This window comes from Fictibacillus phosphorivorans, assembly GCF_001619875.1.
Taxonomy (GTDB): domain Bacteria; phylum Bacillota; class Bacilli; order Bacillales; family Fictibacillaceae; genus Fictibacillus; species Fictibacillus phosphorivorans_B.
Genome location: NZ_LRFC01000023.1, coordinates 84,795 through 111,237, shown reverse-complemented (window position 1 = coordinate 111,237; position 26,443 = coordinate 84,795). Strand labels below are relative to the sequence as shown.

General features: G+C 38.9%; 27 protein-coding genes. 1 reads left to right on the top strand and 26 read right to left on the bottom strand.

Annotation, left to right across the window (positions count from 1 at the left end):
* Nucleotides 1–76: 76 nt before the first annotated feature.
* The 24 genes from codY to smc form a co-directional block, all read right to left on the bottom strand.
* On the bottom strand, nt 77–856 hold the full coding sequence (gene codY / locus AWM68_RS10060) for a GTP-sensing pleiotropic transcriptional regulator CodY (RefSeq protein WP_066240763.1): 780 nt from the start codon (nt 854–856) through the stop codon (nt 77–79).
* Nucleotides 857–880: 24 nt separating this feature from the next.
* A complete protein-coding gene (hslU, locus tag AWM68_RS10055) occupies nt 881–2,275 on the bottom strand; it encodes an HslU--HslV peptidase ATPase subunit (protein WP_066240760.1) in 1,395 nt (464 codons plus the stop codon).
* Nucleotides 2,276–2,297: 22 nt separating this feature from the next.
* On the bottom strand, nt 2,298–2,837 hold the full coding sequence (gene hslV, locus AWM68_RS10050) for an ATP-dependent protease subunit HslV (protein WP_066240759.1): 540 nt from the start codon (nt 2,835–2,837) through the stop codon (nt 2,298–2,300).
* Between the two features lie 24 nt (nt 2,838–2,861).
* The gene (xerC, locus tag AWM68_RS10045; RefSeq protein ID WP_066242421.1) at nt 2,862–3,770 is read right to left on the bottom strand and encodes a tyrosine recombinase XerC; all 909 of its coding nucleotides are present in this window, start codon (nt 3,768–3,770) and stop codon (nt 2,862–2,864) included.
* A gap of 61 nt (nt 3,771–3,831) precedes the next feature.
* The gene (trmFO, locus tag AWM68_RS10040) at nt 3,832–5,139 is read right to left on the bottom strand and encodes an FADH(2)-oxidizing methylenetetrahydrofolate--tRNA-(uracil(54)-C(5))-methyltransferase TrmFO (protein ID WP_066240755.1); all 1,308 of its coding nucleotides are present in this window, start codon (nt 5,137–5,139) and stop codon (nt 3,832–3,834) included.
* Nucleotides 5,140–5,152: 13 nt separating this feature from the next.
* A complete protein-coding gene (topA, locus tag AWM68_RS10035; RefSeq protein WP_066240752.1) occupies nt 5,153–7,228 on the bottom strand; it encodes a type I DNA topoisomerase in 2,076 nt (691 codons plus the stop codon).
* A 99-nt stretch (nt 7,229–7,327) separates the two neighbouring features.
* Nucleotides 7,328–8,194: a DNA-processing protein DprA gene (dprA, locus tag AWM68_RS10030; RefSeq protein ID WP_066240750.1), complete on the bottom strand. Its 867-nt coding sequence runs from the start codon at nt 8,192–8,194 to the stop codon at nt 7,328–7,330.
* A 486-nt stretch (nt 8,195–8,680) separates the two neighbouring features.
* The gene (gene sucD, locus AWM68_RS10025) at nt 8,681–9,595 is read right to left on the bottom strand and encodes a succinate--CoA ligase subunit alpha (protein WP_066240747.1); all 915 of its coding nucleotides are present in this window, start codon (nt 9,593–9,595) and stop codon (nt 8,681–8,683) included.
* A 37-nt stretch (nt 9,596–9,632) separates the two neighbouring features.
* A complete protein-coding gene (gene sucC, locus AWM68_RS10020) occupies nt 9,633–10,793 on the bottom strand; it encodes an ADP-forming succinate--CoA ligase subunit beta (RefSeq protein ID WP_066240744.1) in 1,161 nt (386 codons plus the stop codon).
* Between the two features lie 202 nt (nt 10,794–10,995).
* Nucleotides 10,996–11,154 (bottom strand): small, acid-soluble spore protein, alpha/beta type, encoded by a 159-nt coding sequence (locus AWM68_RS21420; RefSeq protein WP_156488376.1) that lies wholly within the window; start codon nt 11,152–11,154, stop codon nt 10,996–10,998.
* 45 nt (nt 11,155–11,199) lie between these two features.
* Nucleotides 11,200–11,475, bottom strand: coding sequence for an EscU/YscU/HrcU family type III secretion system export apparatus switch protein (locus AWM68_RS10015; RefSeq protein WP_066240741.1), 276 nt, complete (start codon nt 11,473–11,475; stop codon nt 11,200–11,202).
* Nucleotides 11,472–12,779, bottom strand: coding sequence for a hypothetical protein (locus AWM68_RS10010; RefSeq protein ID WP_197468160.1), 1,308 nt, complete (start codon nt 12,777–12,779; stop codon nt 11,472–11,474). Before AWM68_RS10010 ends, AWM68_RS10015 begins: the two co-directional genes overlap by 4 nt.
* A gap of 154 nt (nt 12,780–12,933) precedes the next feature.
* Nucleotides 12,934–13,719 (bottom strand): ribonuclease HII, encoded by a 786-nt coding sequence (locus tag AWM68_RS10005; RefSeq protein ID WP_066240735.1) that lies wholly within the window; start codon nt 13,717–13,719, stop codon nt 12,934–12,936.
* Between the two features lie 350 nt (nt 13,720–14,069).
* Nucleotides 14,070–14,924: a ribosome biogenesis GTPase YlqF gene (ylqF, locus tag AWM68_RS10000; RefSeq protein ID WP_066240733.1), complete on the bottom strand. Its 855-nt coding sequence runs from the start codon at nt 14,922–14,924 to the stop codon at nt 14,070–14,072.
* Between the two features lie 11 nt (nt 14,925–14,935).
* Nucleotides 14,936–15,487 carry a signal peptidase I gene (gene lepB, locus AWM68_RS09995; RefSeq protein ID WP_066240731.1) on the bottom strand — a complete coding sequence of 184 codons (552 nt, stop codon included), beginning with the start codon at nt 15,485–15,487 and terminating at the stop codon, nt 14,936–14,938.
* 85 nt (nt 15,488–15,572) lie between these two features.
* Nucleotides 15,573–15,917, bottom strand: coding sequence for a 50S ribosomal protein L19 (gene rplS / locus AWM68_RS09990; RefSeq protein WP_066240730.1), 345 nt, complete (start codon nt 15,915–15,917; stop codon nt 15,573–15,575).
* A gap of 115 nt (nt 15,918–16,032) precedes the next feature.
* Nucleotides 16,033–16,773, bottom strand: coding sequence for a tRNA (guanosine(37)-N1)-methyltransferase TrmD (gene trmD / locus AWM68_RS09985; protein ID WP_066240728.1), 741 nt, complete (start codon nt 16,771–16,773; stop codon nt 16,033–16,035).
* Nucleotides 16,773–17,288, bottom strand: coding sequence for a ribosome maturation factor RimM (gene rimM / locus AWM68_RS09980; RefSeq protein ID WP_066240725.1), 516 nt, complete (start codon nt 17,286–17,288; stop codon nt 16,773–16,775). The genes trmD and rimM overlap by 1 nt, the downstream gene beginning before the upstream one ends.
* A 350-nt stretch (nt 17,289–17,638) precedes the next feature.
* Nucleotides 17,639–17,866 (bottom strand): KH domain-containing protein, encoded by a 228-nt coding sequence (locus AWM68_RS09975; protein WP_066240722.1) that lies wholly within the window; start codon nt 17,864–17,866, stop codon nt 17,639–17,641.
* Nucleotides 17,867–17,887: 21 nt separating this feature from the next.
* Nucleotides 17,888–18,160, bottom strand: coding sequence for a 30S ribosomal protein S16 (gene rpsP, locus AWM68_RS09970; protein ID WP_066240719.1), 273 nt, complete (start codon nt 18,158–18,160; stop codon nt 17,888–17,890).
* Between the two features lie 82 nt (nt 18,161–18,242).
* On the bottom strand, nt 18,243–19,589 hold the full coding sequence (gene ffh / locus AWM68_RS09965) for a signal recognition particle protein (protein WP_066240716.1): 1,347 nt from the start codon (nt 19,587–19,589) through the stop codon (nt 18,243–18,245).
* Nucleotides 19,590–19,604: 15 nt separating this feature from the next.
* On the bottom strand, nt 19,605–19,928 hold the full coding sequence (locus AWM68_RS09960; protein WP_066240713.1) for a putative DNA-binding protein: 324 nt from the start codon (nt 19,926–19,928) through the stop codon (nt 19,605–19,607).
* A gap of 300 nt (nt 19,929–20,228) precedes the next feature.
* Nucleotides 20,229–21,218, bottom strand: a complete 990-nt coding sequence (gene ftsY / locus AWM68_RS09955) for a signal recognition particle-docking protein FtsY (RefSeq protein WP_066240710.1) — start codon at nt 21,216–21,218, stop codon at nt 20,229–20,231.
* A gap of 13 nt (nt 21,219–21,231) precedes the next feature.
* Nucleotides 21,232–24,798 (bottom strand): chromosome segregation protein SMC, encoded by a 3,567-nt coding sequence (gene smc, locus AWM68_RS09950; protein WP_066240708.1) that lies wholly within the window; start codon nt 24,796–24,798, stop codon nt 21,232–21,234.
* A 228-nt stretch (nt 24,799–25,026) separates the two neighbouring features.
* On the opposite strand from smc, the gene AWM68_RS09945 reads away from it, so the two are divergent.
* Nucleotides 25,027–25,251 carry a DUF1128 domain-containing protein gene (locus AWM68_RS09945; protein ID WP_066240704.1) on the top strand — a complete coding sequence of 75 codons (225 nt, stop codon included), beginning with the start codon at nt 25,027–25,029 and terminating at the stop codon, nt 25,249–25,251.
* A gap of 48 nt (nt 25,252–25,299) precedes the next feature.
* On the opposite strand, the gene rnc is transcribed toward AWM68_RS09945, so the two are convergent.
* Both rnc and acpP read right to left on the bottom strand, forming a co-directional pair.
* On the bottom strand, nt 25,300–26,010 hold the full coding sequence (rnc, locus tag AWM68_RS09940) for a ribonuclease III (protein ID WP_066242418.1): 711 nt from the start codon (nt 26,008–26,010) through the stop codon (nt 25,300–25,302).
* Between the two features lie 186 nt (nt 26,011–26,196).
* Complete coding sequence (gene acpP, locus AWM68_RS09935) at nt 26,197–26,430, bottom strand: acyl carrier protein (RefSeq protein ID WP_066240701.1); 234 nt, start codon at nt 26,428–26,430, stop codon at nt 26,197–26,199.
* Between the last annotated feature and the right edge of the window lie 13 nt (nt 26,431–26,443).

Below are 26,443 nucleotides of genomic sequence, written 5' to 3'. Positions count from 1 at the left end.
ATCCAGAGTAAATTTTCACCAAAACACAAAAAACCAACCCCACTTTTAATGGGATTGGTTTTTACACGCTAAATCATTATGAAGTTTTAAGTTTCTCAAGTTCAAGTAAGAATTTATCGTTTAATACTTTAATGTACGTCCCTTTCATACCTAGTGAACGAGATTCAATTACACCAGCGCTCTCTAGTTTACGAAGTGCGTTTACGATAACAGATCGAGTAATTCCAACTCTGTCTGCAATTTTACTTGCTACAAGTAGACCTTCATTTCCTTCTAATTCCTCAAAGATATGCTCGATTGCTTCAAGTTCACTGTATGAAAGTGAACTAATCGCCATCTGCACAACCGCTTTGTTACGAGCTTCTTCTTCGATTTCTTCTGCTTTCTCACGAAGGATTTCCATTCCTACTACTGTTGCTCCATATTCTGCTAAAACTAAATCATCTTCCTCAAATGAAGTAGAAAGTCTGGAAAGAATGAGTGTACCTAGTCTTTCTCCTCCTCCAACAATCGGAACAATCGTCGTTAGGCCTGTTGAGAAAAGATCTTTGTTCTCAACTGGAAATGCAGTGTAATCACTTTCTACATCAATATTTGAAAGTGACTCTGTAATATTGAAAAGGTTTTTTGTGTAATCTGTTGGAAATTGACGGTCTTCAATCATTTTTTTCATACGTTCGTTTTCAATTTCTTGCTTAAGAGCCAGACCTAAAAGTTTTCCGCGTCGGCTAACTACAAAGATATTAGCTTCGATTACCGTGCTAAGTGTTTCAGCCATTTCTTTAAAGTTTACTTGTTTACCACCTGTTTGTTGTAGCATTGAGTTAATGCTTCTTGCTTTGTTTAATAAATTCATTGTCTTTCTTCCTCCTACTGCATCCTATAAAATATATTGGCTCAGATCCTTGTTCTTTGCGATGTTGGCCAGTTTTTCTTCTACATACTCGGGTGTAATGGTTATTTGATCTAAACTAATATCAGGCGCTTCAAAAGATAAATCTTCCAGCAAGCGCTCTAATATGGTATGAAGTCTTCTGGCACCAATATTATCAGTGTCTTGATTGACTTCATATGCGATACTTGCAATCTTAGCAATAGCATCGTCAGAAAATTCAACATTTATACCTTCTGTACTCAATAGAGCTTTATACTGTTTTATTATCGCATTATCAGGCTCTATTAATATACGTGTAAAATCTTCAACAGACAAGCTATTTAATTCAACTCGGATCGGAAATCTTCCTTGAAGTTCGGGAATCAGATCAGATGGCTTCGAGATATGAAAAGCCCCTGCAGCTATAAACAAGATATGATCTGTTTTGATTGAACCATATTTCGTCATCACTGTTGACCCTTCTACGATTGGAAGGATATCTCTCTGAACACCTTCTCGGCTCACATCAGCAGAGTTTTGATTCTTTCCTGCTATCTTATCGATCTCATCTATAAATATAATACCTGTTTGTTCGGTCTTGTAAACTGCTTCACTCGTTACATCGTCCATATCAATTAATTTAGCCGCTTCGTCTTGTGTTAATATCTTACGAGCTTCGCGGACGGTCAGTTTGCGTTTTTTCTTTTTCTTTGGCATAAGGCCGCCGATCATGTCTTGCATGTTCATTCCTACTTGCTCAAGGCCGGATCCTTGGAACATATCTAGCATCGAAGGATTTTGTTCATCCACTTCAACCGTAACAAGGTGATCTTCCATCTCTCCAAGAGCAAGCTTTTGCGCCATCTGATTGCGCTTTTGCCGAAGATCAGCAGCATCATCTTGCTGCGGATTCTGTTCTTGCTCTTGATTTCCGCCGCCGAAGAACATTTCAAGTGGATTTTTGAAACTTGTTTCCGTCTTTTTACCTGGAACAAGCAATTCTACTAATCGTTTATTTGCGTTTTGCTCTGCTTTGTCTTTTACATCGTTCATCTTGAGTTCTTTTACAAGTCTGACAGAAGTTTCTACAAGATCACGAACCATAGAGTCGACGTCACGTCCGACATATCCAACCTCCGTGAACTTTGTTGCTTCAATTTTTATAAAAGGAGCTTGAGCAAGTTTCGCAAGTCTTCTAGCGATCTCTGTCTTACCAACACCAGTAGGACCGATCATAAGGATATTCTTAGGCGAAACTTCATCGCGCAGTTTGTCATCAAGCAAACTTCTTCTGTAACGGTTACGAAGCGCAACTGCCACAGCTTTCTTTGCATCTTTTTGACCTATAATATATTGATCTAACTTCTCAACAATCTGCCTTGGAGTTAATTGACTATTCATTGCAACCGCTCCTTTACCTTTTTTACAGTTCTTCTAAAACTATTTCTGTGTTCGTGTAAACACAAATCTCGCCAGCGGTTTTTAACGACGCTAGAGCAATTTCTTTTGCAGAAAGCTCAGGAGCATGATTCTTCAGTGCCCGGCCAGCTGCAAGAGCATAATTTCCTCCTGAACCTATCGCCAAGATCCCATCATCCGGTTCAATAACTTCCCCTGTACCAGAAATCAAAAGCATATGTTCTTGGTTCATAACAATAAGCAGCGCTTCAAGTTTACGAAGTACTTGATCAGTCCGCCATTCTTTTGCCATTTCGACTGAAGCTCGCTGTAAGTTGCCGCTAAATTCTTCTAACTTGCTCTCAAATTTCTCATACAGCGTAAATGCATCTGCAACAGACCCAGCAAAACCAGCAAGTACTTTTCCGCCATAAAGCTTTCTGACCTTTCTTGCAGTATGCTTCATTACAACCGCATTACCAAAAGTAACCTGGCCATCACCAGTCATTGCTGCCTTTCCGTTATGCTGAATTGCAAATATTGTAGTAGCATGAAATGTTGACATTGAAAAATCCCTCCCTTTTTGTTTTTATGCTCGAGGATGCGCATTATTATAAATTTTTTTCAGATGGCTTTTTGAGACATGTGTATAAACTTGAGTGGAGGATAAGTTTGAATGACCTAACAGTTCTTGAACAGCTCTTAAATCTGCTCCTTCATTCAACATATGCGTCGCAAACGTGTGACGTAAAACGTGCGGGCTGATATGTATGGTAAGCGACGATTCCTCAATTAGTTTATTTAATATGTTTCTTACGCTTCTCGTACTTAAAGGTTCCCCTTTGTAGTTTAAAAATAAAGAATCTGACTTATTTTCACTTTTTTCAAGCAGCTGTTTTCGCCCGTCGTTCATATATCGTTCAAGAGCGCCTCTTGCAAACGAACCGATCGGTACATATCTTTCTTTTTTCCCTTTTCCTTTTACGAGCGCCACTTCTACTGATAGATCCAGGTCTTTCAACTGCATTTTACAGCATTCACTGACACGGATTCCAGTGCCGTAAAGTAGTTCGAGTATCGCCTGATTTCTTTGTCCCATTGGTGTTGTAACATCGGACACATTGAAAAGCCTCTCCAACTCTTTTTCATAAAGAAATTGAGGAAGCATTTTTGCTCTTTTGGGCAGTGATGCCATTGCGAATGGATTGTGTTCTTCTACGATTTTTTCGCGATTTAAAAAACGATAGAGACTTCGCATCGCTGAGATCTTCCTAGCTACTGTGTTTCTTGCATATTTCTTTTCATGAAGAGTGACTAAATATTGCCTCACTAAAACATAAGAAACAGCAGCGAATCCTTCGATTGCTTGCTGTTTCAAAAAAGAAGTAAAATCTTGAATATCTTTTTCATAGTGTTCAATCGTATAAGGTGAACAGTTCTTCTCGATCATTAAGTAATTCAAAAAATCTACCACATGCTGGCGTTCTTCTGATCTCATTTCATACACCTCACAAAGCCCCTAAATCGTATCACAATTTAGGGGCCAAATCAATACATGTTCACAAATTTGTTATAAAATTCTGAATTGTTTCCAACGCTCTTTCGGCTAATGCTGTGTTTCGTTCTTGCTTGTTTTTAATTCTCTTTTCAAGCGGAGGCAAAAGACCAAAGTTTGCATTCATTGGCTGGAAGTTATCTGGATTTGCAGTCGTAATATAGTAAGCCATACTTCCGATTGCAGTCTCTTTCGGGAAGACTGCTAACTCTTCACCCTTAACAAGTTTCGCAGCATTAATGCCTGCAATTAATCCCGATGCCGCACTTTCAACGTATCCTTCAACTCCTGTCATCTGGCCTGCAAAGAAAAGATCTTTTCTAGATTTTAATTGGTATGTCTCATCTAACAGTCTAGGCGAGTTCAGGAACGTATTACGATGCATAACGCCATATCTTACAACTTCAGCATTTTCTAATCCTGGAATAAGTCTTAAAAGCTCTTTTTGTGGTCCCCATTTTAAGTGTGTTTGGAATCCTACAATATTATATAAAGTTCCCGCGCTGTTATCTTGACGCAGTTGAACAACTGCGTATGGGATTTTACCTGTTTTCGGATCTTCAAGCCCTACTGGTTTCATTGGACCGAATAATAAGGTTTTCTTTCCGCGTTTCGCCATAACTTCAACAGGCATGCATCCTTCAAAAAAGATTTCCTTTTCAAATTCTTTTAAAGGAACGGTCTCAGCAGAGATTAATGCTTCATAAAAACGATCAAACTCTTCTTCTGTCATCGGGCAGTTCAGATAAGCTGCTTCCCCTTTATCATAGCGGGATTTCAAATAAACTTTATCCATATTGATGCTATCTACTTCAATGATAGGTGCAGCAGCATCATAGAAATATAAATATTCTTCGCCCGTCAATGAATTTAATGCTTTTGATAAGTTATCAGAAGTTAATGGGCCTGTCGCTATAATAGTAGGACCTTCAGGAATTTCTGTAACTTCCTCTGTAATTACTTCCACATACGGATGATTTTTCACGCGTTCTGTTACAAGACCTGCAAACTCATGGCGGTCAACCGCTAGAGCTCCCCCTGCTGGAACAGCGCAATCATCTGCAGATGAGATAATAACGGAATTTAGTTTTCTCATCTCTTCTTTCAGCACACCAACTGCATTTGTAAGTGTATTGGCACGAAGAGAATTGGAACAAACAAGTTCTGCAAACTTTTCTGTATGATGAGCCGGTGTTTGTCGAACCGGTCTCATCTCGTATAATTTTACTTTTATCCCTCGGCTTGCGATCTGCCATGCTGCTTCACTTCCAGCAAGACCTGCTCCGATTACGTTAACATGTTGATCATTCATGAAGAAAAACTCCTTACTTTGCTTCCTCTTCGGCATAATCGCAAGATACACACTGTACGACTTTACCTTTTTTTGTTTTCTTTTCTACTAACATACTATTACACTTTGGACATGTTCTCGAAATCGGTTTATCCCAAGAAACAAATTCACACTCAGGGTAACGGTTACATCCATAAAATAACCGTTTTTTCTTACTCTTTCGTTCAACGATAGATCCTTCGTGACATGCTGGACACGTAACACCGATATCCTTGACGATCGGTTTCGTATTGCGGCAATCAGGAAAGTTAGAACACGCCATAAACTTGCCAAAGCGTCCCATCTTAAATACCATCTCATGTCCACATTTTTCGCAGTCTTCACCAGCTGGTTCATCTTTGATTTCTACCTTTTGCATCTCTTCTTCTGCAATTTTCAGCTTTTTTTCAAAACTTTTATAGAAATCGTCAATAATACCGATCCAGTTTTCTTTTCCATCTTCAACTTCATCCAAGTCACTTTCCATCTTAGCGGTGAATTCAACGTTAAAGACTTCAGGGAAGAATTCCAATGTCATTTCAAGTACAAGGCCACCGAGCTCTGTTGGTACAAACTTTTTATCATCCAACGCCACATATCCACGCTTTTGAATCGTATCGAGTGTTGGTGCATAAGTTGATGGTCGTCCTATTCCAAGTTCCTCCATCGTACGAACAAGTCTTGCCTCTGTGTAGCGTGGAGGAGGCTGTGTAAAATGCTGAGTCGGATCGAGATCTTTTTTCTCTACCTTCATACCTTCTTGAACATCAGGCAAAATTCGGTCTTCTTCTTTTTTGCCATCATCGTTTCCTTCTACATAAACTTTCATGAATCCAGGAAACTTTACTTTTGATCCTGTCGCACGGAAATTAACGCCGTTGTTCTCTAAATCAACCGTCATCGTGTCAAGCACAGCAGAAGCCATTTGACTTGCTAAAAATCGCTCAAAAATAAGTTTGTATAACCTAAGCTGATCTCTAGATAAGTAAGTTTTCAGATCCCGAGGATGGTACATGACTGAAGTTGGACGGATGGCTTCATGGGCATCTTGTGCGTTCTTTCCTGCTTTTTTCTCGGCTCTCGTGCTATTCAAATATTCTTTGCCGAATTCTTTTTCAATGAATTCAGCTGCTTCAGCCTTTGCGGTATCGGAAATACGCGTAGAATCTGTACGCATATAGGTAATTAAACCAACTGTACCTTCTTTCCCTAGATCCATTCCTTCATATAATTGTTGTGCGAGCATCATCGTTTTCTTTGCTCTGAAATTTAATTTTCTTGCAGCTTCCTGCTGAAGCGAGGAAGTGATAAAAGGCGGTGATGGATTTCTCTTTCTTTCTTTTTTCTGTACAGATTGAATAGAGAACTTTTTGCCTTTTAACTTATTTAAAACTTCTTTTACTTCTTCTTCATTAGATAATTCTTTTTTCTTGCCGTTTACACCATAAAACTGAGCTTCGAAATCTTCACCTGAAGCAGAGAAGACACCCTTGATTCTCCAATATTCTTCTGGCTGGAATGCTTCTATCTCTTTTTCACGTTCTACAATAAGTCTAACTGCAACCGTTTGGACACGGCCAGCACTCAAACCCTTTTTTATTTTTTTCCATAATAATGGACTGACTTTGTATCCTACAAGCCTGTCTAGTACTCTTCGTGCTTGCTGGGCATCCACTAAATCCATATTAATCTTTCTAGGTCTTTTAAAAGAATCTTTAATAGCGTTCTTTGTAATTTCGTTAAATACAACACGGCACTCTGAATCTAAATCTATATCCAAGCTGTGAGCCAAATGCCAAGCAATTGCTTCACCTTCGCGATCCGGGTCAGCTGCGAGAAATATTTGCTTCGCTTTTTTAGCAGCTGTCTTTAAGTCTTTTAATATAGGACCTTTTCCTCGAATCGTAATATATTTAGGATCGTAGTTCTCTTCAACATCGACGCCTATTTGGCTTCTTGGTAAGTCACGGACATGTCCCATCGATGCTTTTACGTCATATTTGCTCCCTAAATATTTTTTTATTGTCTTTGCTTTTGCGGGAGACTCAACAATGACTAAGTATTTTTCCATTTACAGTTTATCCCCCTTTAAGGGTTTAGTGAAATCTTCCCTATTATTAAATATAGTATCTGCATTTGTCAAACTGTTTCATCATTTAAATGAAAACGGTTAGAACCCTTCATTTACAATATCATCTGCAGTTATAACTAATTTTGCGCCATTTTGTATTAAAAAATTTGTTCCGTTAGCACACTCTTCCAGAATGGATCCTGGAATTGCAAATACGTCTCTTCCTTGCTCCAACGCTTGATCAGCTGTTATTAATGAACCGCTCTTTGTTCGAGCTTCAGCTACTAGTGTTGCTTTGCTGAGACCGCTAATTATACGATTACGCAAAGGGAAATGCCAGCGTTTTGGTGTAACGTTTGGAGAAAACTCTGATAGAACGATTCCTTGCAAACTTATCTGATTAGCAAGCTCTTTATTTACTTTTGGATAGATCTGCAAAATACCTGAGCCCAAAACTGCAGCGGTTTTTGACTGGTTAAGAACACAGAGCTCATGAGCAAACGTATCGATCCCTTTAGCTAATCCGCTGATTACGACCCAGTTGTTCTTCACCAATGGCTCTAGTATTTTTTGCAGTGCTTGTTTTCCTTGTTTGCTAGGATTTCTAGTACCGACTACACTAATCATTTTATCCTGATTCAGCGTACTCCAATCTCCTTTGCCATAAAGAACCCATGGCGGATCATAAATCGTTTTTAAGTGATGGGGATAATCGTCATCAAATATTGTTATCGCGGAAATGGAATGTTTCATTAAACTCTTCATTATATATGTACTTTTTTTCTGATTCATGTGGTCGTATAAACGCTTTGCCGTTTGTTCACTTAAACAGAACGATATCATCAATCTGCGAATGTCCATTGAAAAAATTTCAATTAAATTTGTGTCAACTTCCAATATCGTTTTAATCTGATACCAAGTAAGTGCTTCGCAATGATGAAGAAAAATTAAGCGTTCCTTATCCAAACTTTATTCCTCCTCATGAATCAATACTAAGTAAAGGCTTAAATTGTAAATCTCTTAGGAGTAGTTGATTTCCGTTTCAGGTGCTTCCCTTTCCGCGGGGCGACCGGTGAGCCCCTTGCCGCTTTGCGCCCTTGAGGGTCTCACTTGACCGCTCGTCCCGCAGGAGTCTCGCACCTTACACTCCAATCAACATGTCAATGAAGATGTTAAGAAAAAGAGTTAAGAACAAAACCTTTAAGAAAGGATATTTACTTAATATTTGTTTCTATTTAAGTAATTAATTTCCGTTTCAGGATGATCGATTTCCTAGGGGCGTGCATGAACCACTTAGGCACTTTACTCCAATTGTTTATCACCTGAACTGCTTATCTTTAGAAGTCTCTTACCTTGTAATTCAATCAACTTTTCAATGAAGACATTTATATAAATCCCTATGTAAATAAAAAGCTCCCGGTCTGGGAGCTTTTCACGATGTAAATGTTGTAATTAAGCTTTTGCCTTATGTGTTACACAACGATCGTATAAATCGTTTTCTTTTAGTGCTTCTACTAAAGTCTCACCCATTACTGAAGGTGTTGCTGCAACTTTAATTCCGCAAGCTTTCATTGTTTTGATCTTTTCGTCTGCAGTACCTTTACCGCCAGAAATGATCGCACCAGCATGCCCCATACGTTTCCCAGGAGGTGCTGTTTGCCCGCCGATAAAGCCTACAACTGGTTTTGTCATGTTGGCTTTTACCCATTCTGCAGCTTCCTCTTCAGCCGTACCGCCGATTTCACCGATCATGATTACAGCATAAGTGTCCTCATCTTCGTTAAATGCCTTCAGAACGTCAATAAAGTCTGTTCCGTTAACTGGGTCTCCACCGATCCCTACAGCTGTAGATTGGCCGATTCCACGCTCTGTAAGCTGATGAACAGCTTCATATGTTAATGTCCCAGAACGAGAAACTACTCCTACATGACCTTTAGTATGGATATATCCAGGCATGATCCCAATTTTGCACTCTTCAGGAGTAATTACGCCTGGGCAGTTTGGTCCAACTAAACGGGTCTTTTTGCCTTCCATATAACGCTTAACTTTTACCATATCCATTACTGGAATGCCTTCTGTGATACAGATAGCCAGGTCAAGTTCTGCGTCAACAGCTTCAATGATCGCTTCTGCAGCAAATGCAGGAGGAACATAAATGACAGAAGCATTAGCTCCTGTTTCTTTTACAGCATCAACAACTGTGTTGAAAACAGGAAGTCCTTCAACTTCTGTTCCACCCTTACCTGGTGTAACTCCGCCCACAATTTTTGTACCATATTCAAGCATTTGTTTCGTATGGAAAAGCCCAACGGAACCTGTGATACCCTGAACGATGACTTTTGTGTCTTTATTAATAAAAATGCTCATGCTTTAAACTCCCATCCTTCCTGCAATGTATTCTAAATTACTTCACTAAAGCGACGATTTTCTCTGCACCGTCAGCCATTGAATCAGCAGCTGTAATGTTAAGACCTGATTCTTTTAAGATCTTTTTACCAAGGTCAACGTTTGTACCTTCAAGACGAACGACTAAAGGCAGTTCAAGACCAACTTGTTTTGTTGCTTCAACAACACCGTTTGCGATGATATCACATTTCATGATCCCACCGAAGATGTTAACAAAGATACCTTTTACATTTTGATCAGAAAGAATGATCTTAAATGCTTCTGTAACTTTCTCTGTTGTAGCACCGCCCCCAACATCAAGGAAGTTAGCAGGATCACCGCCGTAATGCTTAATGATATCCATTGTAGCCATTGCAAGACCAGCACCATTAACCATACAGCCGATATTTCCATCTAAAGAAATGTAGCTTAAGTCATATTTAGAAGCTTCGATTTCTTTTGCATCTTCTTCTTCAAGATCACGGTATTCTAAGATGTCTTTGTGACGATATAATGCATTAGAGTCAAAGTTCATTTTAGCGTCAAGAGCCATCACGTTGCCATCACCAGTTACAACTAGCGGATTGATTTCAGCGATTGAGCAATCTTTATCAACGAAAGCTGTATAAAGCCCAAGCATGAACTTAACTGCTTTTCCTACTAGTTCAGTTGGAATATTGATGTTATAAGCAAGTCGTCTTGCTTGGAAAGCTTGAAGACCAATTGCAGGGTCGATCACTTCTTTGAAGATTTTTTCAGGTGTCTTTTCAGCCACTTCTTCAATTTCAGTTCCGCCTTCTTCAGATCCCATCATAACAACGCTTGAAGTTGCACGATCTAATACTAGACCGATATAGTATTCCTTTTTAATATCGCAGCCCTCTTCAATAAGTAAGCGCTTAACTTCTTTGCCTTCTGGACCTGTTTGATGAGTTACAAGAACTTTTCCTAAGATTTCATTTGCGTATGTACGCACTTCATCGATATTTTTGGCAACTTTTACGCCACCTGCTTTACCGCGGCCACCTGCATGAATCTGTGCTTTTACAACAGATACAGTGCTTCCCAGTTCTTTTGCAGCTTCTACTGCTTCTTCAACAGTAAATGCTACTTTCCCGTTTGGAACAGCCACACCATATTTTCTAAGTATCTCTTTACCTTGGTATTCGTGGATATTCATTTACTCTCCATCCTCCTATCGTGGTGAAAACTTAAAGTACCGTTATCATTGTATAAGACCAAGCTCTTTATGTCTACTATTCTTCAGAAAATTGCAAGCGCATACAGCATTTACGGACAAAAATAAAAATCAAGACCGCATGACTGCGAGCTTGATTTTAGTGTTTTCTATCTCTTCGAAACAAGGATTTCCATGCATTTATTCATTTGTTTTTTTCATTTTGATGTTCTTTGATAATTTTAGGTGTAATGGTCTCTTTTTCTACTGCAGGGCGATATAAACCAAACTCTTCAGCCATCTCTTCTTTAAATTGGTTGACAAGCTGTTCGGATTGTTTCACAACTAATTTATTTCTTGGCATTGTACACACTCCTTTTATGTTAGCAATGCCCTTTAACAACTATAATTATGTAGTTTTTTTCGCTTCTTTATCCAATTGATAGATAAAAGCAAAGAGTTCTGCAACAACTTCAAACAACTCTTCAGGAATACTCTGATCGATGTCCAATTTAGATAATAAATGGACTAGGGAAGGATCTTCCTGAATGGGAATGTTGTAATCTGACGCTCTTTGAACAATTCGATCTGCTGTTTCACCTTTTCCTTTTGCAATTATAATAGGAGAACTTGATTCTTCAGGATTATACTTTAAAGCGACGGCTTCTTTTTTGTGTTCGTTCATACGCGCAAATCCAATCCTTTATAAAAGTTAGGCTTTTCAGCTGATGTCATCTTTTTTTGCTGCTGAACAAAAGTAACAGAAGATAAGGTATAATTCATTTCTTTCATACGATTTTTTAAAGAGGACAAGAATGGTGCTGAAAGTTTCTCAAGCGATGGGTGATCGTTATATACTTTTACAGACAAAATTCTGTTTTGAATCTGCACATCTACAGCAATTTCATTTAGATTCTGCATTTCCAGCCAAAATAGCATTCTGCAATGAGCAGGATCCATCGCTTTCCCATTCTGTTTTTTTCCTTCCCATGTGATCTTCATCTCTTTAGGGTTATTGTTCAGACCAAAGGGAATATGCAGGATATACTGCTGTAGATTTTCGGTAATCTGTATATTTTGAAGCTGCTGACTCGTTAGTTTAGCTACAGCTTGTTCGACCTTCTGCAAAACATTTTCAGGCAGATTTAAAGAATCTGCATGTCGCTGAAGATAAAGAAGTTGGGACTTTACCGTTTCTCCTAGTTTAACTTGTTCAGGATCTATAAGAATATTTTTTTCATGCAATAAACCTGATTTCTGAAGCCATTTTTCTACTGCTTGGATAAACTCCTGAGACGGATTACGCTTTAATTCAGATGAATTCAGAATAGGTTCGGATTTATTGCCAGGAGAAGAAAAATTTGGTGATTCATCTTTTATAACCGAATTTATTTCGTCCTCCTTCAGATTAGATGAAGTTATCTTGTTTTGTATTAATGATTCCGTCACAGTCTTCAATGAAGGTTTTTGCTGATTTTCTAAAGGTATTGATGGTTTGGACTGAAGTTCTTCACTTTCAAATCCATACATATTTCTTATAGTATCAACTGTCTTCGAAATCACTTTGTCTTTGTGGCTATAATTCATTAACGCATCATAAAGCAATTTCATTTCTTCAAAAGCTGAACTCATTTTGAAACTTTGTGATACCGCTTGAATAGATTCAGGTCTTGCTGGTAGCTGAAGCTCTAACATTCGGTGAACTATAGCTTTTTTATCCTGCAGCGGCAGCGCAATTGTCTGTTTTAGAATCTCTGCAACGATTTTTATATTTTCCTTTGTAAGTGGTATTTTTTCGAGCAAGGAAAAATCTACAGCCTTTTTGTTACTATCAGACGCAGTAAGATTCCATTTATGTAAGATCTGTTCTGATGTTGATTTCACTGGATCAGAATCAATCTTCTTCAAGACAATGTTCCCATTTTGTTCTGCCACTTCAAATACATATTCAATCCCTTTTGTGAGCGGAGCCTCTAATTTGGCATGCATTGTTGCTCCATTGTACAGAATTGTAGCCGTTTGATCAGGGAATATCTCTAAAATCCTAGCTGTTAGCAGTTGATTCATTTTTAATGAGAGAGAGCCTTCCGCTGCCCTTATCGTTTGAAAATGCTGACTTATAATCGTGTTTAGTTGTAACAGGTTAATCACTTCCTGTAATTTGGATAAGTTCTCCTACCGGACTGAATGATTTTCGATGAATACTTGTTGGGCCGAATTTTCTAAGAGCTTCTAAATGTTCCTTTGTCCCATAACCCATATTTGATTTAAAACCATACTCTGGGTATTGCTCATCCAGCTTCATCATATATCGGTCTCTCGTAACTTTTGCAACGATAGATGCAGCTGCAATCGAAATGCTTTTTTCGTCGCCTTTAATAATTTTTAACTGATCGATTGCTAAAGGTACCTCCATCGCATCGATCAGCAACTGATCAGGTTTCACGTCTAGCGAACTAACCGCCTCAGTCATAGCAAACTTAGAGGCTTGATAAATATTAATATCATCGATTTTTTCAGGTTGAACTAAAAAGACACTGAATGAGATTGCATCTCTTACAATCTGATCGTAAAGTACGTCTCTCTTTTTCTCTGATAGCTTTTTGGAGTCATTAACTCCTATCAGTTTATAGCCTTTAGGTAAGATCACAGCTGCAGCAACTACAGGGCCAGCCAATGGACCACGCCCGACTTCATCTACCCCTGCAATTAAGTTCTTGCCCTGTTGATAGCATTCGGTTTCATAGTTAGACATAACTTCTAATCTTTTTTGTTCTGTTTCAGCTTGTGCCAAGCGCTTTGTATAGGTTTCAACTATTTTTTTTGCACCATGTCTTTCATCTTCAGAAAGCACCTGCAGCATTCCGGGTATGTCATCTTGCTTACTGTTTTTTAATTTTTGTTCCCATTCTTTTATAGATAATCTCATATTCTTCACACTCTTTATGTATTTTGTATCGACTATATTGTGTTTCTTTTTAGGATTAGGTTATGTAATCCCAGGAAGATAGCTGTTATTTATCAATTATAGCGATAAAATAGGCTATTCTCTTTTTAATTGTTGTTTTTGGGTCTTTTTTCGTACAATCTTCATTGCAACTAGACAGGTGAGACACTTAAGAGTGAAACGTACGAATGTGGCTCACCGCCTGCCCCGCGGAAAGCGAGCATCTGAAACGGAGATCAACTACTTTCATAAGCAACAAAGCACTACAACCGTTCAACTTAAAGAAAACAGGCACTTAAGAAAACAGCGCCTGTTTATACTCTTCTATATGATTATACATTATCAGGCCGTTCATAAGATAAACGCCCTAATTTTTCTGCACGAAGATCTCGCAGAACGATTTCTGCTGTCTTTTCAAGATCTACTTCTCCGCCGCTCATCATACAGCCACGTTTCTTGCCAATTTCCTCAAATAGAACCATTGAGTCTTCAGGTATGTCGGACAATTTGTAACGCTCAACAAGACGCTCTTCGTAATGCTCTTTTAAATACTTGATAGCAAATAATACCACTTCAGTAAAATCAAAAAGCGTTTCTTTGATCGCACCCGTTACCGCTAATTTCAAGCCAATTGTTTGGTCCTCAAATTTCGGCCATAATATCCCAGGGGTGTCTAATAATTCTAATGTCTTTCCTGCTTTTATCCACTGTTGCTTTTTTGTTACGCCAGGCTTGTCGCCTGTTACAGCAATATTCTTTCCAGCCATGCGGTTGATGATCGTTGATTTTCCTACATTCGGTATCCCAACGATCAAAGCTCTTACTGCTCTTGGTTTAACAATGCCTTTTGCTCTCATCTTATCAAACTTATCCTTGACGAGTTCATGAGCTAACGGCTCGATTGATTTAATTCCTTTTCCATCCTTCGAGTTAATCGCAAGAGATGGAATACCTTTATTAGAAAAATAACTCTCCCACATTGACGTTACTTTCGAGTCAGCCAAATCTGCTTTATTTAAAAGAACGATACGCGGCTTTTGCCCAAGTATTTCATCAATCATAGGATTTCGAGATGCAAGAGGTATTCGAGCATCTACTAGCTCAAATACCACATCAATCATTTTAAGTTTTTCAGTTATCTCCCGGCGCGCTTTGGCCATATGTCCAGGAAACCATTGAATGGTCATTTTTTCTCACCCTACTTTACAAATCCAATATCCGATAACGGCCAGAAACGGAATGTTGCTTTACCTAAAATCTTATCTTCATCCACTGTTCCGATATTTCGGCTATCACTGGAGTTACGGCGATTATCACCTAATACAAATAATTGACCTTGAGGTACTTTTTGCTTGCCAGTTACCTCAAGCAACGTGAAATCATAAGTGAAGTTTCCGTCTTTTGTTTTCTTTTTATACGCTTCTAAGTATTCTTCTTTTACTTTTTTACCATTTACATAGAGTGTATCGTTTTTGTACTCGACCGTGTCTCCAGGTAAACCGATAACTCGTTTTATGTAATCTTTTTCTTCTGTAGCATGGAAGACTACAATATCAAATCTTTGTGGATCGCCAATGATATAAGTAAATTTACTAACAATCAAACGGTCTCCATCATGCAGATTGGGCATCATGGACTGTCCATCGACCACCACTGGTGCAAATAGAAAAAACCTGATGATTCCTGCTAATAATAGGGCTGCCGCTAATGCTTTAATCCATTCCCACGTTTCGTTTTTTGTACGAGCCATTCTTAATCCTCACCATCTGTAGAAATTCCTTTACTTATAATATGGAAAAAGGAGCTTGAATAAGTCAAGCTCCTTTCGAGAATTATTAGCGAATTTCTTTAATACGAGCTGCTTTACCACGAAGTGCACGTAGGTAGTATAGCTTCGCACGGCGAACTTTACCACGACGAACTACTTCAAGGTTCGCAATCTTAGGTGAATGTAATGGGAACGCACGCTCCACTCCTACACCATAAGAAATTTTACGAACAGTAAACGTTTCAGAAATCCCAGATCCACGCTTCTTGATAACTACACCTTCAAAAAGCTGGATACGCTCACGAGTACCCTCGATTACTTTCACGTGTACACGAACAGTGTCACCTGAACGGAATTTTGGTAAATCTGATTTTAATTGATCTTTCGCTAGATCTGCAATAAGCTGTTGCATAGTTTATTGCCTCCCTTCCCATGGATGTTCTTGCTAATATAAATAAAGCAGCGGAACACCGGATTAAACGGGCATAAGCCACAAACAATATAATACCATATAACTCAAACAGTGTTCAAGTTGTTTTATTATCTTTTATCTCTTGAAGCCATTTTTCATCTTCTTTTGAGAGTGCCTTGTTTTCTAAAAGGTCTGGCCGCCTGTTGTATGTCCTTTTTAAAGACTCTTTTCGGCGCCAATCCTCAATATTTTTGTGGTTGCCTGATAAAAGAACATCAGGTACCTTCATTCCTCTAAAATCAGCCGGTCTTGTGTATTGAGGGTGTTCTAATAGACCCGTACTAAATGAGTCTTGAAGATGGGACTCTTCTTTCCCCAGCACACCAGGAAGCAGCCTCGTAACAGCATCAATAACAACCATTGCCCCTAGCTCTCCGCCGGTTAATACGTAATCACCTATCGAAATCTCATCTGTTACCAAATACTCTCTCACACGTTCATCATAACCTTCATAATGCCCGCACAGAAAAATGAGATGTTCTTCTTCAGCAAGCTCTTCTGCTTTACTTTGAGAGAAACGCTCTCCTTGTGGACAAAGCAAAATGATTCTTGGTTTTGCTTCCGATTGACTTGTTAACTGTTCGACAGCATCAAATAATGGCTGAGGAGTCAATACCATTCCAGCTCCTCCACCATAAGGGTAATCATCGACATTTCTATGCTTGTTTGTTGAATACTCCCGAAAATCGATAACCTGAAACTTCACAGCACTTTTTTCTTGAGCTTTTTTTAGGATGGACTGCCCGAAAACACCTGAAAACATATCAGGGAAAAGGCTCAGAACATCAATCTTCATTAGAATAACCCTTCCATTGGTTCAATAATGATCTTTGCTTCCTCAATATCAACTGTTTTTACAACAGATGGGATATACGGAATTAGAATATCTGATCCAAATCCTTTTCTCTTAACAACCCAGACATCGTTTGCGCCAGGCGATAAGATTTCCTTCACTTTCCCAAGCTCCTCGCCGCCAACTGTGAAAACGGAACAGCCTATAATGTCATGGTAAAAAAATTCACCTTCATCTAAAGAAACAGCTTGGTCTTTAGGCACTCTAAGAAGGTTTCCTTTAAAACGCTCTACATCATTTATGTTATGCAGATTCTCAAACGTCAAAAGATCAAACTGCTTATGCTTTCTATGCGTTTCAATCGTTACCGGTACATGCTCAGTTCCTAGATCAACGTATAAAGTATTTCCAATCTTGTAACGTTCTTCTGGAAAATCAGTTCTAGAGATTACGCGAACTTCTCCCCTAATACCATGTGTATTTACAATCTTGCCTACATTAAGCCACTTATTATCCATAACGATAAACCTACCTTCGTACAAATTCATCCACATTACTGCCTAGTCTAAATTTTAGCATAAAACACGATATGTATACTTTTTAATTAGGGTCTCATCCAAAAGATTGGTACTTCAGAATTTTTTTGTCCATCATTGCAAAGTTGATTGGAGTGCAAGGTGTGAGACTCCTGCGGGACAGGCGGGCAGGTGAGACACTTATACGTGAAACGTACGAATGTGGCTCACCGCCTGCCCCGCGGAAAGCGAGCACCTGTAACGGAAATCAACTACATCCAAGTGCAACACAGTTTGCTAAAAAGGCATCTTGATAAAAGAAAAAAAGGAAGAGGTTGCCCTCATCCTTTTTTCTAAACGATTTCGATTGAAATCCTTTTATTTTGATTTGTACCGGCTGCATTCACAACCGTACGAATCGCTTTAGCCACTCTTCCTTGTTTTCCAATCACTTTCCCCATGTCAGTCTGGTTTACAGATAATTGATAAACAAGGCGGTGTCCTTCTTGAACCTCTTTGACGCTAACTTCCTCTGGGTGATCAACTAGAGCCTTCACAATCGATTCGATCAACTCTGTCATATCAGTTCCCCTTCGTCAAAATTATTTTTGGTTTTTAGCGTTATGGAATTTCTCCATAAGACCAGCTTTTGAGAATAGGTTACGAACTGTGTCAGATGGCTTCGCACCGTTAGTCATCCACTCAAGAGCTTTTTCTTCGTTAATTTTAACTTCAGCTGGGTTAGCAACTGGGTTGTAAGTTCCGATCTCTTCGATGAAACGTCCATCACGAGGAGAACGAGAATCTGCTACTACTACACGATAAAAAGGAGTTTTCTTAGCACCCATACGCTTTAAACGAATTTTTACTGCCATTATAACTTGCACCTCCGAAAATAGTTCACACAAAATAATATAATAGTATAAATTGACAGGTTTGTAAACCTGAAAATTCAGTTTACATAAAAGGGAATTTGAATCCACCTTTTTTCTTTTTGCCATTCATCATTCCGGACATTTGTTTCATCATTTTTTTCATGTCCTCGAATTGTTTGATCAGGCGGTTTACTTCTTGTACCGTGCGTCCGCTTCCTTTAGCGATTCGGCGCTTACGGCTGGCATTAATAATTTCAGGCTGCTCTCTTTCATGAAGAGTCATCGAACGAATGATGGCTTCAACGTGACCGATTTGTTTTTCATCAATCTGAACGTTTTTAAGGCCTTTCATTTTGTTCGCACCTGGAAGCATGCCAAGTATTTCATCCAATGGACCAAGATTTCTAACTTGTCCCATCTGATCGAGAAAATCATCAAACGTAAATGACATATCACGCATCTTCTTCTGAAGATCGCGGGCTTTCTCTTCATCTACTGAAGACTGAGCCTTTTCGATAAGAGTCAGCATGTCACCCATTCCTAAAATTCGTGATGCCATACGATCGGGATGAAATGCTTCTAGAGCATCCATCTTTTCTCCTAGACCCACAAATTTAATCGGAAGACCCGTCACAGCTTTAATGGATAGTGCAGCACCACCGCGTGTATCTCCATCCAATTTGGTTAAGACCACACCTGTGATCCCAAGCGCATCATTAAAACTTTGAGCTACATTCACGGCGTCTTGACCTGTCATTGCATCAACAACTAGGAAGATCTCATCAGGTTTTGCTGTTTCTTTAACCTGTTTTAATTCATCCATCAGTGTTTCATCAATATGCAAGCGCCCTGCTGTATCAATAATGACATAATCGTGATGTTCCTCTTTTGCTTTTGCGATGGCTGATTCAGCAATTTTGACAGGACTGACTTGGTCACCCATCTGAAACACAGGTATATCCAACTGTTTACCTACTGTTTCTAATTGCTTGATCGCAGCAGGACGGTAAATATCAGCTGCAGCCAGTAGCGGTTTACGATTCTGCTTTTTACGTAAATGATTGGCAAGCTTTCCTGTTGTCGTTGTTTTACCTGCACCCTGAAGTCCAACCATCATAATAACGGTAGGAGGACGATTGGAAACTGCAATCTTGCTTTGTTCCCCGCCCATGAGTGTCGTCAGTTCATCATTAACAACCTTAACGACTTGCTGTCCAGGCGTCAGGCTTTTTAAAACTTCCTGGCCAACTGCACGTTCAGATACTTTTTTCACAAAATCTTTTACTACTTTAAAGTTAACGTCCGCCTCAAGAAGCGCAAGGCGTACTTCCCTCATCATTTCCTTTACATCTGCTTCGTTTACTTTCCCTTTTCCACGAATTTTTTGTAAAGTATTCTGAAGACGGTCGGCTAAACCTTCAAATGCCATCTCACTGAACGCCTCCTATTCCATATTTTCAAGGCGATCGATAATTGCAATTACGTTATCAGGTTCAGATTTCAGAAGCTCTCTTAAAGATGACAGCAACTGTTCACGTTCCTGAAACTTTGCAAAAAGCCCTAACTTTTCTTCATATTCTTCCAGCATCGCCTCTGTCCGTTTAATATTATCATAAACGGCCTGGCGGCTGACATTATATTGTTCAGCAATTTCACCGAGAGAATAATCGTCCAAATAGTATAAACCCATGTAGTTCATCTGTTTAGGGGTTAATAATGATTGGTAAAAATCAAATAGATAATTAATTCTCATTGTTTTATCGAGCATTTTTTCACAACCCTTGTTAAGTGAAATGCCTTTACGTGAATACTATACAACCCATGCATTTAGATGTCAAGTTTTTTTCTTAACATAGCGCTGGTATCTCATAGGCAGAGGACAAGAAAAAATATATGAAGGTGGCCACCTGTTTTTATGTGATTGTCTTGATTTTTATGTGATGGTCTTGTTTCTTTATGTGATTGTCTTGTTTTTTTATGTGATAGTCTCGATTTTTTATGTGTTAATTCGATTTTTTTGTGTGATCATCCTACCTGCAACTACCCACATAACAAAAAAAAGCAGATTTTACTCTGCTTCTTCCTCTTCGGTTCCTGCAAATAATCCATAAACAAACTGATCCGCGTCAAACTCTTGAAGATCATCGATTTTTTCACCAAGTCCTACAAACTTTACAGGTATATCAAGTTCGTGACGGATTGCTAACACGATACCGCCCTTTGCCGTTCCATCAAGTTTTGTTAGTACCAAACCGGTTACATCTGTTGATTGACCAAATGTTTTCGCCTGGTTCATCGCGTTCTGTCCTGTAGTTGCATCAACGACTAATAGTACTTCGTGCGGCGCACCGGGTATTTCACGCTCGATTACACGTTTTACTTTTGAGAGTTCGTTCATTAAATTCACTTTATTTTGCAGTCTTCCAGCAGTATCGCATAGCAGAACATCAGCTTTACGGGACTTTGCTGCTTGGATGCTATCATAGATCACGGCTGCTGGATCTGCCCCTTCATGATGTTTGATCACATCAACACCAGCACGTTCTCCCCATACTTCTAACTGATCAATCGCACCTGCACGGAATGTGTCTCCTGCTGCTAAAATCACTTTCTTACCATCACTTTTGAGCTGATGAGCCAGTTTTCCGATTGTTGTCGTCTTTCCAACACCATTAACACCAACAAATAAGATGACCGTCATTCCATCTGTTTGCAGGTTAAGTTTATTGTCACCCTCATCTTTTTGAAGCATTTCAGCTAATTTTTCAGAAATCGCTGAACGCAGCTCCATCGGATTTTGTATATTACGCGTGCGGGCGATATCTTTAAGTTCATCGATGATATCTAGAACAGTATGTACCCCAACATCTGCCCCAATCAAGATTTCTTCTAGTTCCTCGAAAAACTCTTCATCCACTTTTCTAAATCTTTTTAGAAGATCATTTACTTTAAATGAAAAAGAATTTCTTGTTTTTTCAAGTCCGCTTTTAAATTTCTCTGATGATTCATCTGCCTGCTGGTTTGAAAATTTCTCTTTTAAACGTTTCAAAAAACTCACAATCATTTTCCTCCTATGATGTTACAAGTTCTTTAGTTTCTTCAAGTCTTACTGAAACAAGTTTCGATACACCCGATTCTTGCATTGTCACTCCGTATAGAACATCTGCTTCTTCCATTGTACCTTTACGATGAGTTACAACAATAAATTGCGTTTCTTTGCTAAATGCACGCAAGAATTTGGCAAAACGGTTTACGTTAGCATCATCAAGTGCTGCCTCAACTTCATCTAAAATACAGAAAGGTACTGGCCTTACTTTAAGAATTGCGAATAACAATGCAATTGCTGTTAAGGCACGTTCCCCACCAGAGAGAAGTCCTAATTGCTGCAGCTTTTTGCCTGGTGGCTGTGCCATGATATCAACACCTGTGGCAAGCATATCATCTGGCTGTGTTAACATTAAATCAGCACGCCCACCACCAAACAACTCTTTAAAAATGACCCCGAAGTGTGAACGTATACTAGTGAATGTTTCTTCAAAACGGTTCTTCATCTCTATATCCATTTCAGAGATCACTCCATACAGTGTATCCTTCGCTTCCGTTAAATCATTCCTTTGTTCTGTAAGAAAATCAAAACGCTGGCTCACTCTGTCGTATTCTTCGATCGCTCCAATGTTTACTACACCAAGCTCTTCAATGGCCATTTTAATTAATTTAACTTTTCGTTTTGCTTCTTCTAACGGAATTTCCAGCCGGTGTTTTTGTTTTGCCCCTTCATAGGAAAGCTCATATTCTTCCCGAAGATGAGTGAGTCTGGATTCTAACTCAACATCAAGCCTGTTTATGCTGACTTCTTCCGTTCTTAGTCCGTCGCTTAATTGTTTATACTGCCGCTTTGCTTCTTTCAATCCGATTTCCATACTTTCGATGGCTTGGAATGATTCTGTTCGCTCTTTTCTTCTCTCAGCGATTAGCTTAACAGCGTTATTTTTTTCATGCCTTCTTTGTTGAATTTGTTCATCAAGTGAATCTTCCCCAGATGAACTGGAATTCATTTCCTCTTCAAGAAGCCAATAATCTTCTTCTGTTTCCTTGCCCCGGCTTTCAACATTCTGAAACTCTTCTTGTATCCGTGAGCTTTTTTCTCTTTGGTTCGCAACTTGCTGTTCCAGTTCGGCTGCTTTAATTTTTAATAATGTCAGTGCTTCTCTTAATTCTTCTTTTGAGCTCTGATTACTCTTCTTTTTCTCAGTTAAGTCTGCAATTGTTTTCTCCAGTTCTATTCCGGATTTTAAAGCCGCATCAAGTTTCCTTTGAAGATCAGAAATCCTGGTATCAGCAGCAGCTTTTTCTGATTCATATGAATGTTTTTCACGGTCATATAACTGAAGTCTGTCATTTAAGCTTTTTTCCTGAATTTCTACTTCTCTTAGTGAAGACTTGAGCTCTTGCTCTTGTCCTCTTAAATGCTCTCCTTCAGTTTGAAGTGTTTCAAGCCTTGCTTTTTTTACTAAAATTTCATTTCGCAGAGTAGATACTTTTTCTTCTAACTGCAGCGTCTGTTTTTCCATCGTTGCAATTTTTTCGGTAAGGGCATCTACTTCTCTTTGTCTGCTTAATAACGAACTGCTTTTTTGTTTTAAGCTTCCTCCAGACATCGACCCTCCTGGAGAAACGACATCACCCTCAAGTGTTACAATTCGATAGCGGTAGTTCACCTGTTTAGCAATTGCGTTCGCACCCGATAAGTCTTTCGAAATAATAATGTTTCCTAATAGGTTAGTAACAATATTTTTATACTTTGGGTCAAATTGAACAAGGTTTGATGCAATACCTACAAATGAATCTACAGAACTAGCTTGCTGTACATCACCACTTGAGACATAACGGCTTTTTATAACATTCAAAGGCAGAAATGTAGCTCTTCCTGCTCTAGTTTGTTTTAAGTATTGAATAGCTTTCATCGCATTCTGTTCGTGATCCACAACAATATGCTGCATGGAAGCGCCTAATGCTGTTTCAATTGCCGTTTCGACCTCAGACGGCACAGTTAATAGTTCAGCCACTGCCCCTTCAATTCCGGTTAATTTGGTTTGTTTTGCTTTCAGCACTTCCTTAACGCCTTGCATAAATCCAGCGTACTCTTCTTGCATAGATTCAAGCATCTCTTTTTTAGATTTAAACTGTTGGATATATTGATAAGCTTGATACAATTTCTCTTGAAGGCCACGGTTCTCTTGATCTTCTGCTGAGATTTCTGATTTTAATGATTGATATTCTTCTTGTTTTGCTTTCAGATCAACTTCTGCTTTTTTGTATGCTGCTTTTGCTTTTTGTTTTGTTTCCTTCAGTTCTTCTCTTTGCTCTAAAAATTTTGTGTTTTCCTCATCGAGACGGTTGCTTTTGAAACTCTGTAGTTTTGCCTGATCTTCAATATAACGCATCTCGTTTTTAATCGTAGTTTGTTCATTTAGACGCTCGAAATAATCACTCTTTAGTTTTTCAAGCTCAGCTTCAACATCCATTTCTAAGACAGATAATCGGCTTTCTTCATCTTTCACTTGCTTTTTAACGTTCTTCAGCTCTTTTTCTTTCATCTGCAATGTTTCATTTTCAGCAACCAGCTGCGTTTTTAATTCTTCCTTCTTGCTCTTTAACTGCTGGATTTGTTCTAAGAGTGAAGTTTTATTTTGATCATAATTTTTTTTGCGTTCTTTTAAAACTTCTTTTTTCCCTTCAAGCTTTTCTAATGTTTCACTAGCTAGAAGAAGTGCACCTTGCAATTCGTCTATAGACTCATCCATCACTTGCATGTTCAGTCTTGCTCGTTCAATTGTCGTTTCACCTTGTTTTACTTTTACCGATAGGTCAGCTTCCTGCTTTTGCAATTCGGCTACTAGCGTCTTTTGTTTCTCCCATCGAAAATGGAGATCCTCAATTTCTTGTACAAGAACAGCTGTTTCTACTACTTCGAGCTCTTCTTTTTTGTCTAGATAATCCCTTGCAATCGATGCTTGGATTTTTAGAGGTTCAACTTGGGTCTCCAGTTCATGAAGTATATCTTCAACACGATTCAGATTCTCCTGCGTTTCTGAAAGTTTAGCCTCTGCTTTTTGCTTGCGGGTCTTATACTTTAATACACCCGCCGCTTCCTCAAAAATCTTTCTTCGCTCATCAGACTTGCTGCTTAAAATTTCTTCTACTCGCCCTTGTCCGATTATAGAGAACGCTTCTCTTCCTAACCCCGAATCCATAAACAGCTCAACAATATCCTTTAAACGACACTGTTGCTTATTAATTAAGTATTCACTGTCACCTGAACGGAACACTCTTCTTGTTATAGATATTTCGTTATAATCAAGCGGCAGATGCTGATCTTCGTTATCCAATGTAAGTGTCACTTCTGCTACATTTAAGGCTTTGCGATTATCACTTCCTGCGAAGATGATATCTTCCATTTTAGAACCGCGCAGTGATTTAGCAGACTGCTCACCAAGAACCCAGCGCACAGCATCTGAAATGTTGCTTTTACCGCTTCCATTCGGACCGACTACAGCCGTAACTCCTTGTACAAATTCAACTTGGACCCGCTCTGCAAATGATTTAAATCCTGCTACATCAATTCTTTTGAGGAACATCTTTAAATCCCCCTTTATTCCAGCTTTATGTTTACCGAATTTATTTTTCCAGTGTTCTAGTTTTAAAAATATATGTATTTCATTACTCTAACCTGTATATTTTATCATAGATTCACTCTCGCATAGTCACAAAGATTGCAGTGTGCTAAAATGAAGTGTGTTTAGAAACAGATCATGTGATCGATTTAAATCTCGCATGAAATTAGTGTATAAAAAGGAGCCCCATTCATGGACTTGACTACTCATAATCACGAGAACTTATCATTTATGATTGAAGGATTAAAAAAGAAACTGCAGCTTGTTAACAGTGGCCTTATTCAGCCAGAAGACTATGAGTTATCAAAGTACGATGATATTAAAGAACTATATGACATGGTAATGAAGATGCCATCCTTCAGCATTCGAGACATGGAAGGCATCGTAGAAGAACTCGCATCGCTTAAAACAAAATAACAGAACCCCCCTTAAACGGCAAAACAGCCAATTTAAAGGGGGTTTTGTTTAGCTTTTTTTAGCAACTTTCTCAATGGCTTCCTGTGCCGCGTGCTGTTCAGCTTCCTTTTTAGATCTTCCATAGCCTATTCCAAAACTAGCTTCATTCAGTCTAACTTCAGATACAAACTCTCGGTTATGTGCCGGACCTTTTTCCTGGATGATCCTATAATCGATATGACCTAATCCTTCACGCTGCACATATTCTTGTAACTGGCTTTTAAAATCCATCACATGAGAAAAAGCACCTTCGTTTATTCGGGGCACCACATACTGATTTAAAAACTCTTTTACTTTATCGAGCCCTTGATCAAGGTATAGCGCTCCAATAAATGCTTCAAATACATCTGCTAAAAGAGCGGGCCTAGATCTTCCACCAGTATTCTCTTCACCTTTTCCCAACAAAACAAAATCTCCGAAATGCAGGTCATTTGCAAACAGAACTAAGGATGGCTCACAAACGATCGCTGCTCTTAATTTTGTAAGTTCCCCTTCGCTCATATTCGTAAATTTGCTGTATAGATATTGAGAGATGGTCAATTCCAGAACGGCGTCACCGAGAAATTCAAGTCTTTCATTGTCCTCGAATGTTCTTCCTCGATGCTCATTCACATATGATGAATGCGTAAATGCTTGTGCTAACAGCTTTTCGTTTTCAAATTTAATGCCTAAACGCTCCTGAACAGGGGCAACTTTCTGAATGCGCACCTTGTCATCCATGCCCTTTTTGGAAGCGGATTTAAACCGGTTTTTAACCGTTTTCTTTTGTGTTGAATGTTGTTTTGAACCTTTCATAAACTTCCTCCAAAAAATCTCGTAAAAGGGCTATTGTGCTTTATTTTGGTTTTGCTCTTAAAAGGGAAGAAAGCCCCGCTGATATTTCACGGGACTTTATCCGTCATACACTTATTGTTTGCTGTTTATGTAATTTACAACGTCACCAACAGTTGCAATTTTCTCAGCATCTTCATCAGAAATTTCTAATTCGAACTCATCTTCAAGTTCCATTACTAATTCAACTACATCAAGAGAGTCAGCACCTAGATCTTCTTTAAAGGAAGCTTCAGGTTTAACCTCAGATGCGTCAACACCTAAACGGTCCACAACAATCTTTGAAACTCTATCTAAAACGTCTGCCATTTTGTGTGTCACC